Below are 11732 nucleotides of genomic sequence, written 5' to 3'. Positions count from 1 at the left end.
TCTATTTATTCTTCCTCGTTTACGTGTTCAAACGCTTGCTCGAAGATATGAATTACGTGTTGGTCAGCTAACGAATAATAAACGACCTTTCCTTCTTTACGATTCTTTACAAGTTTCGCTTGCTTTAACACACGAAGCTGATGTGAAATAGATGATTGTGTCATTCCTAATAAATACGCTAAATCACAAACACACATTTCAGCTTCAAATAACGCATGTAATATTCTCGTACGTGTACGATCGCCTAATACTTTAAATAATTCTGCTACTTTACTTAAACTTTCATCCGTTGGAATTGTTTGTTTTACTTGATCAACAACTTCTTCATGAATTATCGTTTGAGAACATGTCTCTTGTGGTGTTTCTACTTTATTTCCAGCCATTATAGCTCACCTCTTTATTTGAACATATGAACAATCATTCATATATCTTATACCTTTATTATATGAGCGTCCATTCATATGTGTCAATGAAATCTCATACATTTTTTTGAACATTTCGTTCACATTTAAAAAAGATCTACACATATTTTCCGCATCCATTACATTCTCATACAAAAAAGAATATACACTTTGCACAAAAGAAAAAGCCTTGCGCGTTCCCTAGACGCACAAGGCTTACTATACTTATATCCCTTTTAACTAAGCTTTTAATTAGCTTGTTCTAAATTATCCTGCGAACTTCCATCGTCTTTTAAATGACTATGTTTTTTCGAATAAACAAAGTATACAACTACTCCAATTGCTAACCAAATACCGAAGTAGATCCATGTTGTTAATGGTAGGTTAAACATTAAGAATAGACAACATGCGATTGAAATAAGCGGTAGCGTTGGTACAAGTGGTACCATAAAGCCACGTTTTAAGTTCGGATGTGTTTTACGAAGAATAATAACTGACACACCTACCATCGCAAATGTTAACAATGCTCCAATATTCGCTAAATTCGACAATTCTTTTAAATCGATAAATCCAGCAATTAAAGCACTACCAATACCTGTTAACCAAGTTGAAAATACTGGTGCTTCTGTCTTTTTATTAATTTTCGCAAATGATTTTGGTAATAAACCATCACGGCTCATCGCGAAGAATACACGTGTCGTTGCATAAATGTAAGCAAAGATTACAGCCATAATACCAATTACAGCTCCAACTGCGATTACACCTGCTACTTTATCTTGTCCTACAACTTCTAACACATATGCCATAGCTTCTGGTACATCTAATTCTTTATAAGAAACCATACCTGTCATAACGAGACATACTACAACATAAATAATTGTACAAATAACTAACGAAGCAATAATACCAATCGGTAAATCACGTTGTGGATTTTTTACTTCTTCAGCAGAAGTTGCTAATGCATCAAATCCTAAGAAAGCAAAGAATACTGCTGCTCCGCCGGCAAAGATTCCGCTAATACCGTATGGTGCAAATGGTGTCCAGTTTTCTGGTTGTACGTAGAACGCACCAACTGCAATGAATAAAATAACAATACCAATTTTAATTAATACCATTATGTTATTCACACGCTTACTTTCTTTCGTACCTCTTGATAGTAACCAAGTTAAAACTAATGTAATGACTACTGCTGGTAAATTCACGATCCCACCTTGTGATGGAATCTTTAACAACTCTGTTGGAATTTCTAATCCGAATCCACTCACTAAGTTATTAAAATAACCTGTCCATCCACCTGCTACCGCAGCAGTTGTTACGACATATACAGATAGTAATGTCCATCCCATTAGATGGGCAATAAACTCACCAATTGTCGCATATGAATATGTGTACACACTACCTGAAACCGGAAGTGTAGATGCAACTTCTGCATAACATAATGCTGCAAATCCACAAACAATCGCTGCAATCATGAATGAAAAGATAACTGCTGGACCAGCATCTCTTGCTGCTACTAATCCTGTTAATACTAGTACTCCTGTACCAATTATCGCACCAATCCCTAGCATTGTTAGGTCAAATGCCCCTAGCGTTTTCGTTAAAGTTTTACTTTTACTTTCCCCTAACAATTGCGTAACGGATTTCTTTTTAAATAGGTTGGCCACGATGTATGCCCCCTTTTGCCAAGAAGAGCTAAGAGATATTCACTCTTAGCTCTTATCATGTTGGTTTATATATTGTTCGATTTTGTTTTGTATAATGCTTCTATTAGCAAGATACTGTTTCTGCTTCTAATAATTCTTTAGCACCTTTGTACTCTACACTGTGAGCTTCTGCAACTGCTTCGAATGTTACATAGCCATCTAATGTGTTAATACCTTTTAGTAATGCAGAGTTGCCTAAGCAAGCTTCTTTGTAGCCTTTGTTAGCAATTTGTACTGCGTATGGTACTGTTACGTTTGTTAATGCAAGAGTTGATGTACGTGGAACCGCACCTGGCATGTTTGCAACTGCATAATGAACAACGCCGTGTTTTTCGTAAGTTGGGTTATCATGAGTTGTAATACGGTCAGTTGTTTCGAAAATACCACCTTGGTCAATCGCGATATCTACAACAACAGAACCTGGTTCCATTGATTTAATCATTTCTTCTGTTACAAGTTTTGGCGCTTTTGCACCTGGGATTAATACTGCACCAATTACAAGATCAGACTCTTTTACAGCTTCTGCAATATTGTACGGATTAGACATTAAAGTTTTTACTTGGTTTCCGAAAATGTCATCTAATTGACGAAGACGTTCTGCACTTAAGTCGATGATTGTTACATCCGCACCTAGTCCAACTGCAATTTTAGCAGCATTTGTACCAGCTTGTCCACCACCGATGATTGTTACTTTACCACGTTTAACCCCTGGAACACCTGCAAGTAAGATACCTTTACCGCCTTTGTTCTTCTCAAGGAATTGTGCACCAATTTGTGCAGCCATACGACCAGCTACTTCACTCATAGGTGCAAGTAATGGTAGAGAACGGTTTTCTAATTGTACTGTTTCATATGCAATAGAAACAACTTTCTTTTCGATTAATGCTTTTGTTAATTCTGGTTCTGGAGCTAAGTGTAAGTATGTGAATAAGATTAAACCTTCGCTGAAGTGTTTGTATTCGCTTTCAATTGGTTCCTTAACTTTCATAACCATTTCCATGTTCCAAGCTTCTTCAGCTGTATCAACAATTTTTGCTCCTGCTTCAACATACTGAGCATCTGTGAAACCAGATCCTAAACCTGCACCCTTTTGAATGAATACTTCGTGATTGTTACGAATTAAATGTACAACACCTGCTGGTGTCATTGCCACACGGTTTTCGTTGTTTTTAATTTCTGCTGGTACCCCAATACGCATAATGAAATGCCCCCTTATAATTAACAGAAAAAAGAAAGTCTTTTTTCTTTTTGTAATAATTAATAACTTATGTCCTTATTCTAGCATAACTTAAAAGTTATGAAAACGCTAACATACTATATTTTTAAAGTTTATATATTTAGAATAGTGTAAATATATGGAACATTGATTCTATTAGTCTCTTTGTTCCATCTCGTTATCTATCAATCTATTTTTATTATACTCCTTTAAAATAAACAGCAATCATTTATTATTCGACAATAATGTAACAATGTAAGAAACACCAATGATGCCGTATACATATACATCTATGAGTTTAAACAATACTTTAGGGATATATTCTTTCCAAAAAAAACAGCTGCTAGCATTTAGCTAGCAGCTGGATAACTTATAAATAACTTGGAAAATAAATCATCTGTTGTTTCAGTAATTTTATCAAACAGATCACTTTCTTCCTCTTCTTGCTCTTTTAACATCTTAATTGTTTCACGTGCATCTTCAGGATAATCGGTAATGATACCATCTACGTTCAATTTATAATATCCCTTTAAACTTTCCATATCATTTACTGTCCATACGTAAATTGGTTTGTTTAACTTCCTTGCTTCTTTTACTAATTTCTTATTTAACATGTATTCTTCTGCTACATAAAAATCAGCTTTCACATTCTTTAAGTTGGCTCTACTTGCATACAGTATATATCCGACTTTTATATCTGAATTTGCACGCTTAAACTCTTTTATAAGTGGGTAATGTAACGTTTGAATAACACATTGCTTCTCAAATTCATTATCTTTAATCGTTTTTAATACTTTATTTACAAAATCTTTTTCACCACCATGAAGCTTCACTTCAATGTTAAGTTTGATTTTACCCTTAGCCAGCTTAATGATTTCATCAAGTGTACTGATTTGTCCTGAAAACCCATCTTGACTAAGGGTAAGCTGCCTTAACTCGTCCATCGTTAAATCCGAAACATGAACATTAGCATTAGCAAGACGTTTCAACTTCAAATCATGTATAACTGCTAGTTCACCGTCTTTCGTTTGTAGTACATCAATTTCAGCGTAGTCTGCTTTCGCATCAATAGCTCCCTGCACAGCTTCTTTCGTATTTTCTACACCTTTTGAAATATAACCGCGATGAGCCATAATAATCGGTTCTTTATATGTGTTTGTAATAAAGGTCACAATGAAAGCAACAACCATTCCCGCCGTAATAATTCCTACAATATATACACCAATAAATTTCCAACGATGTTTTTGGAAGAAACATTTATCTGCCTTCGTCTTTGAATAATCTAATCCTTCTTCTAATAAAACATCTTCGACTGGAACCTTTTGTAAATACAATCTTGTTAACGCCATAATATAGAACGGCGTCATAATAAAGCTAAATAGATACAATGTACTTGTTAGGAAAACTGAAATAGTTGACTCTGCTAGTAGTGCAAATGTCCCTTCTGGGTTTGTAAATTCATATACTCCCCACAGACAAAGTAAATAAATTCCTACACATAAAAGAAAAACAATTCCTACAGATATGAAAAAACCTACTAAAAAGAACAACACTTTAAAGAAGCTTTCTTTTACTAAGTTTGCGCTTTTGCGTGCTGCCGTACGGAACGGCTTCTCCTCTAAAACAATAATAGGTAAAACAAAAATCCAACGAAGGTTCAAATAGGCAACTACAGCAAAGAAAGTATAATATCCAACTTGCCCCATTGTTGTCTTAAATAGTTCACCTGTAATAAAATTAGGAATTTGAATTTCAGGAATCAATGCAGATTTATATCCCATACTTAATAGTGGTAATAGTACAACTGCATATAAAACAAATCCAGGTAAGCAATATGTAAACAGAGAAGGTAAATACGTTACTGTTTTATATAAAATCGGACGTAATCTCACCTTTTGCCTTTTATGAGCGAAGTACGAAATGATAATAAGTACTGCAAACTCTGTAAAGATCAGAAACAATGCCAATATAGATAAAATTACAATCGCTAAAATCCCGTATGGTGTTTTCAAAAATGCTAATAACTCATCATTTGTTGCGTTTGCATACCCACCAAAGTACAACAACTTATTGAAAATAATACCGAAAAGTGGGATAAACACAATCGCTGCTAATAATTTATAAGCAAGTTGGAATGTTAACACATTCCAAAAAGCAAATCTAACAGTTTGAAAGGAATGTCTCATTACTCCTGGTATAGATAGTCTTTTACGGTGTTGCATATATTCCTCCACATTCTAAAACGATATTTGAGATGGATTCCACATTTCCATTTCTAACCCATCCCTTTAATAATAATATATTCCGCTTAACATGAACACTCTTATACATACAATGAAAAAAGTGATGGCTACTTCCCATCACTTTTTCACTTACTCTATTTTTTCTCTAACCCTTGCCCAAATGCTTTCAAAAAACTAAAACCGAATGTAATGGCTCTATTGATATCTGGATCTTTTAATACTTTAAAGAAATCCATCACTTTTGTTTTTTTACCACTTTTTAATTCATCTGTTGCAAATTGCAATCCAGTGACTAAGCTCGAGGTAATTTGCTTCGTTACTTCTGGGTCAACTGAGGATAGTGCTTCCCCCGCACCCATCATATTGTTAAGTGCATTTTTAACTGGTTCACGATTTAATTGCTCCACAGCGATTTTTGAAACATCTTCCTTCGCAGCAAGTAAACTAATCGCCGCATCTAATATTCCAGCCTTCTGCAACTGCGCTAACAGCTGCATCGTTTCTTCTACTGCTTCACGATTATTAGATAGCTCATTTAGAAGTTCATCTGCTACTTGCTGTTTCTGTTCTTCCTCTGTTACAACTTTCTTTTTAATTAAAGTAATTTCTTTCGCCACTATCTCCGCCCCCTAGTCCACGAGTGATACATATTGTTTTCTTTGCCATTTTTGCTCGATTTCAACACCATTTTGCGGATTACGCTTTTTATCTCGCGGGTTTGAAGATGGTAACGGACGATTTCCTTTTTCACGTAATACACGCATTTTCACCATCGTTTGTTTGTACGCCGGTGTACACGTATAAAGGTCTGTTGCCGTCCCAGTTAAAATATTGATCGCTTCTTCATTTATCGTTGCATGCATCGGTAAGTATAGCTCTTTCCCCGTTACACGATCAGTAATAAGCGCTTGTACTTTAATTTTGCCAAATGGTGATGCTAATTCTACAAGACCACCATCTTTCACATTGCGTTCTATAGCAAGTTCAGGTGAAATTTCAACGAACACTTCAGATACTTTAGATAAAATACCAGCCGACTTATTCGTCATATTCCCTTCATGGAAATGTTCTAGCATACGTCCATTATTTAAAAGTAAATCATACTCATCTGGCGCTACAACTGGTGGTACCCATTCATCTAATGATAAACGAGCTAGTTTATCTGGGAAGTTAAATCCGTCTACATATAATAGCGGTGTATCACTACCATCATGGCTACCCCAACATAAACTATTCCATCCTTCTAGACGATCGTACGTTGCTTGAGAGTATAACGGTGCAAGCGATGCAATTTCGTCCATAATTTCACTTGGACTTTCGTAATTCCAATCCCCGCCGAGTGCACGAGCAACTTTTTGTAAAATCCACCAATCTGGTTTTGAATCACCCAGTGGTTTTAATACTTCATATAATCTTTGAATACGTCGCTCTGTATTCGTAAACGTTCCTTCTTTTTCTAAGCTTGGTGCCGCTGGTAAAATAACATCAGCAAAACGAGCTGTTTTTGATAAGAACATATCTTGAACAACGAGGAAGTCTAAATTCGCTAAAATATGTTGCACATGGTTCGCATTAGAATCGACTAAAGCCATTTCTTCTCCCATGACATACATACCACGTAGTTTTCCTTCTTCTGCCGCAAGTAACATTGCAATATTATTTAATCCTGGTGCTTTCGGAATCGTTGTGCCGTATGCTTTTTCAAACTTAGCACGAAGCGTATCATCCGATACTGCTTGATAACCTGGAAGCCAGTTTGGTAATGTCGCCATATCACAAGCACCTTGTACATTATTATGACCTCGTAATGGATATGCGCCTGCACCAGGACGACGATAGTTCCCCGTAACAAGCAGTAAATTTGAAATAGCAGCAGATGTTGTACTTCCTCCTGTATTTTGCGTTACACCCATTCCCCAAAGTATACAAGTTCCATCTGCTTCATATACCATACGAGCCATTTCTTTCAGGTTTTCTTTCGAAATCCCCGTAATTTCTTCTGTATAATCAAGCGTATACTTTTCTAGCATTATGCTATATTCATCAAAGTTCTTCACATTTTCAGCTATGAACTTTTTATCATGCCAATCTTGATCAATAATATATTTCGTAATACCAGCAAGCCATACGTAATCCGTACCTTGGCGCGGATGAATAAATAAATCCGCACGCTCTGCCATTTCATGTTTACGAAGGTCTGCTACAATCAGTTTTTGCTCGTGTAATTTATGAGCGCGTTTTACACGCGTCGCAAGTACAGGGTGTCCTTCTGTTGGATTCGCACCAACGATAATGACAAGGCCTGCTTCAGCTATATCTTTCACTGTTCCTGCATCTCCGCCCATACCGACAGTTTTAAATAAACCATCTGTTGCTGGAGATTGACAATAACGAGAACAATTGTCTACATTATTCGTTCCATATATTTGTCGAGCTAGTTTTTGCATAAGGTAATTTTCTTCATTTGTTACTTTCGATGAAGAAATAAATCCAAATGCATCGCTGCCGTATTCAGATTTAATATGCTGCATGTTAGAAGCAACAACTTCTAATGCTTCTTCCCATGAAGCTTCAACAAACATATCTCCTTGGCGAATTAATGGCTTCGTAATGCGATCTTCACTGTTTACAAAGTCCCATCCAAATTTACCTTTTACACATGTGGAAATACCATTAACCGGTGCATCTGAAACAGGTTGCACTTTTAATATATGGCGATCTTTCGTCCATACTTCGAATGAACAACCGACACCACAAAATGTACAAACTGTTTTTGTTTTATTCACTTTCGTCTTACGCATCGCAGCCTCTACTTCTGAAACCGCTAAAATACTACTATATCCAGGCTCTACATCTTTTACAAAATCAATCATCGGATCTAACACATCTGGTTTTAATCCTGTCATAAATCCAGCTTCACCTAACATGGATTTCTCCATCAACGCATTACATGGACATACTGTTACACACTGCCCGCAACTTACACAAGATGAGTCATTTATACTTACACCATTATCCCATATAACACGCGGACGATCTAAGCTCCAGTCTATCGATATAGTTTCATTAACCTGTAGGTTTTGACATACTTCTACACACTGTCCACAAGCAATACATTGATTTGGATCATACCGATAAAACGGATGTGACATATCCACTTCACAAGCACTTACTTTCGGCTCATACGGATATTTCTGTTCTTCAATTCCCATCATATGTACGGTGTTATGGACTTTACAATTACCATTATTGTTATCACACACGGTACAATACAATAAGTGATTCTCTAATATTCGATCCATCGCCTCAGTCTGTGCTTCTTTTGCACGCTGTGACTGTCTTTCAATATGCATACCGTTCTCTAATTTCGTTGAACAAGCACGCATTAACTTCCCATCTACTTCTACAATACACGTATCACAAGTTTGAATTGGATCTACTTCTGGTACATGACAAATTTGAGGATGTTCCAAATTACTCTCATTAAATAATTGTAGTATTGTCTTTTCACCTGATGCTGAAAATTCTTTACCATCTACGGTTACACGGACTGTCTGTTCTGCCATAGTTTCCCCTCTCCTTACAACCAACTGTACAACCCACTTGTGAATCCGTTTTCATAAGTGGGTTACTGTACATATTTTTGAAACGCTCTGCGCAAATACTTTTCTTATGAAGTCGATTCTAGATGTTATAAGGTATAACTACGAAAGCTTGAAAATATCACTATTCTACAGTTCTATTATATCGTACATATACAATAATAACCAAAATAATCTGTGATCTTCTTCCTAATAGGTGTTTTTATTTTTTCCATTGTTTTATGATAAATATGGGAGAGAAATACATAAAAAAGGGGAATTTAATATGGAGCCTACGCAAGAAACGTATACAATTGTACGCTATCAATCTGGTACATTTTCAAAACAACTGGATGAGATTGTTACAGAATCTCCTATTACAATTAAATTGAATGGTAAAGAATATGTAACAGTCGTATGCACACCAACCTATATTGAAGACATGGTCATTGGTTTTTTAATTTCTGAGGGGATTATTTCCTCTTATAAAGATGTTGAAGAACTATGGGTGCAAAAAGATAACGGAATTGTCCATGTAACATCATCAAAAATAAATCCGCTCTATCAAAATTTATATAATAAACGATACATCACTTCCTGCTGTGGAAAAGGTAGACAAGGTTTTATTTTCGTTAACGACGCAGCGAAAGCAAAAGATTTACATGATATACATGTAAAAATTACTCCTGAAGAATGCTTTTACTTAATGAATACTTTACAACAATCTTCCACTACCTTTCGTCAAACCGGCGGTGTTCACAATACCGCACTATGTGATCGAAACAATATCCTCCTATCAAGAATGGATATTGGAAGACATAATGCATTAGATAAAATATATGGACATTGTTTACGCAATGATATATCTGTTAAAGGAAAAATCATTGCATTTAGCGGGCGCATTTCATCCGAGATTTTACTCAAAGTTTCAAAAATCGGATGTGAAATTGTTCTATCTAAATCCGCACCAACAAAATTAGCATTGCAACTCGCTCACGATTTAGGCATTACTGTCGTAGGATTTATTAGAAATGAATCTTGTAATATTTACACACATCCACATCGAATTGATGGTTATCGATCGAATAACTAAAATAACTCCTCAATCGAGGAGTTATTTTAGTTATGAAAATGTAATATATTAAACACTTGAATAGTTAATAAAGTTAATATATAATTTCATTACATAATTAAAAACAAAATATTGTAGCATATATCTTTTCATTCTTTTACAAATTAAAAGAGACTGCTAACAAAACGCATACACATTCTTATATATGTAATGGATTTATTTGATTTAAAATCGACCAAGGAGGTTACAACGATGGAAATTCGCTTATTAACGACAGAGGACGCAGAAATATATTTAAAAGTTTGTATGGAAGGTTTAACGAAGAACCCGGAAGCTTTTAGCTCTTCTTATGAAGATGTTCTGAAACATGAGGATCCTGTAGCTGCTATGGCAAAACGATTAAGCAATCCGGATAAGTATACTCTAGGGGTCTTCAAAGATAATGATTTAATCGGCATTGCTACTTTAGAAACAAAGCCTTTCATTAAACAAGAACATAAAGCAAAAATCGGTTCCGTTTTTGTTTCCCCTAAAGCACGTGGCCTTGGAGCAGGACGGGCTCTCATTAAAGCAATTATCGAGAATGCCGATAAATTACATGTAGAACAACTTATGCTCGATGTTGTAGTTGGTAACGATGCAGCAAAAAAATTATATGAATCATTAGGTTTCCAAACTTACGGCGTACAAGAGCGTTCATTAAAACATAACGGTCAATATTGGGACGAGGAACATATGGTTCTATTCTTAAATGATTAATACTTCAATATAAAGTGAAACTTTACTAAATAGTTATTTTTTCCAAAAGCATCTTTTTATTAAGAAAGATGCTTTTTTTCATTACAACAATGTAATCTTCATGTCACCTTTATCGATCGTACCAAACCTTTCCATTCATTATACTAAAAATATAAAGTGAAACTTTACTCAGTGGGGAACTACATCCCACGCTGATCGCATGTACTTGATATGTAGAGGAGAATGTGACATGAAACAAAACAAACGAGCTATGGTTTTAATATTTACTACAGCAATTGTAACTTCTGGATTAGCAATTTTACCTTGGTTTATTATATAAAGTGACACTTTACTCAGTGGGGATTTTCTTCATCCCCCACTGAGTATCAGCCCCCACCTAACTTCTTTGCTTTCGCTGAATTTTGAGGTGGGGTCTTACTACCCATTAAAGTCGGATAAAAATACTCCCCCTAACAACGAAAAAAGCTTATTACTTCTTAAGAAGCAATAAGCTTTTTTTATATTATAAAATCCCCAAAATTTTATTTACACAACTTATAATAATAACCATAGATACGGCAACGCACATGACAACCGTATTACGATCTTGCTTTTCTTTTTTTGAAATTTCTTCTTTTGGATTCATGTGTATGATCTCCTTTTAAAAAAAGTGTGAGATAGGAAATTTTTCTTATCCGATGCGAGGTGAATACGAAAACCCTCTCTATCTCACATACACAATAGAATGGAATTGTCATTTTATAAATAAAATGACATG

The 11732-nt window shown here is 35.4% G+C and carries 9 protein-coding genes; 2 read left to right on the top strand and 7 right to left on the bottom strand.

Annotated elements, in window-relative coordinates:
• Positions 1 to 5: 5 nt before the first annotated feature.
• The 6 genes from MR079_RS15085 to fdhF all read right to left on the bottom strand — a co-directional run bounded on the left by MR079_RS15085 (position 6) and on the right by fdhF (position 9129).
• Positions 6 to 383 carry an ArsR/SmtB family transcription factor gene (locus tag MR079_RS15085; protein ID WP_000918377.1) on the bottom strand — a complete coding sequence of 126 codons (378 nt, stop codon included), beginning with the start codon at positions 381 to 383 and terminating at the stop codon, positions 6 to 8.
• Between the two features lie 266 nt (positions 384 to 649).
• Complete coding sequence (locus tag MR079_RS15080) at positions 650 to 2065, bottom strand: amino acid permease (protein WP_001284877.1); 1416 nt, start codon at positions 2063 to 2065, stop codon at positions 650 to 652.
• 103 nt (positions 2066 to 2168) lie between these two features.
• Positions 2169 to 3302 (bottom strand): alanine dehydrogenase, encoded by a 1134-nt coding sequence (gene ald, locus MR079_RS15075; RefSeq protein WP_242294212.1) that lies wholly within the window; start codon positions 3300 to 3302, stop codon positions 2169 to 2171.
• Positions 3303 to 3670: 368 nt separating this feature from the next.
• Complete coding sequence (locus tag MR079_RS15070) at positions 3671 to 5542, bottom strand: glycerophosphoryl diester phosphodiesterase membrane domain-containing protein (protein ID WP_127813846.1); 1872 nt, start codon at positions 5540 to 5542, stop codon at positions 3671 to 3673.
• Positions 5543 to 5697: 155 nt separating this feature from the next.
• The gene (locus MR079_RS15065) at positions 5698 to 6180 is read right to left on the bottom strand and encodes a helical membrane plugin domain-containing protein (RefSeq protein WP_001040528.1); all 483 of its coding nucleotides are present in this window, start codon (positions 6178 to 6180) and stop codon (positions 5698 to 5700) included.
• 12 nt (positions 6181 to 6192) lie between these two features.
• Complete coding sequence (fdhF, locus tag MR079_RS15060) at positions 6193 to 9129, bottom strand: formate dehydrogenase subunit alpha (RefSeq protein ID WP_242294211.1); 2937 nt, start codon at positions 9127 to 9129, stop codon at positions 6193 to 6195.
• A 301-nt stretch (positions 9130 to 9430) separates the two neighbouring features.
• On the opposite strand from fdhF, the gene fdhD reads away from it, so the two are divergent.
• Both fdhD and MR079_RS15050 read left to right on the top strand, forming a co-directional pair.
• Complete coding sequence (fdhD, locus tag MR079_RS15055; RefSeq protein WP_062821327.1) at positions 9431 to 10237, top strand: formate dehydrogenase accessory sulfurtransferase FdhD; 807 nt, start codon at positions 9431 to 9433, stop codon at positions 10235 to 10237.
• A 231-nt stretch (positions 10238 to 10468) separates the two neighbouring features.
• Positions 10469 to 10975 (top strand): GNAT family N-acetyltransferase, encoded by a 507-nt coding sequence (locus tag MR079_RS15050; protein WP_000405875.1) that lies wholly within the window; start codon positions 10469 to 10471, stop codon positions 10973 to 10975.
• A 502-nt stretch (positions 10976 to 11477) separates the two neighbouring features.
• Here the strand turns inward: MR079_RS15050 and MR079_RS29230 are convergent.
• A complete protein-coding gene (locus tag MR079_RS29230; protein ID WP_001068392.1) occupies positions 11478 to 11600 on the bottom strand; it encodes a hypothetical protein in 123 nt (40 codons plus the stop codon).
• Positions 11601 to 11732: the final 132 nt, after the last annotated feature.

Origin of the sequence: Bacillus cereus group sp. BfR-BA-01381 (assembly GCF_022663555.1) — a bacterium.
Lineage (GTDB): Bacteria > Bacillota > Bacilli > Bacillales > Bacillaceae_G > Bacillus_A > Bacillus_A pacificus.
Note: the sequence above shows the minus strand (reverse complement) of the source record. Positions and strands in the feature narration are given on the sequence as shown.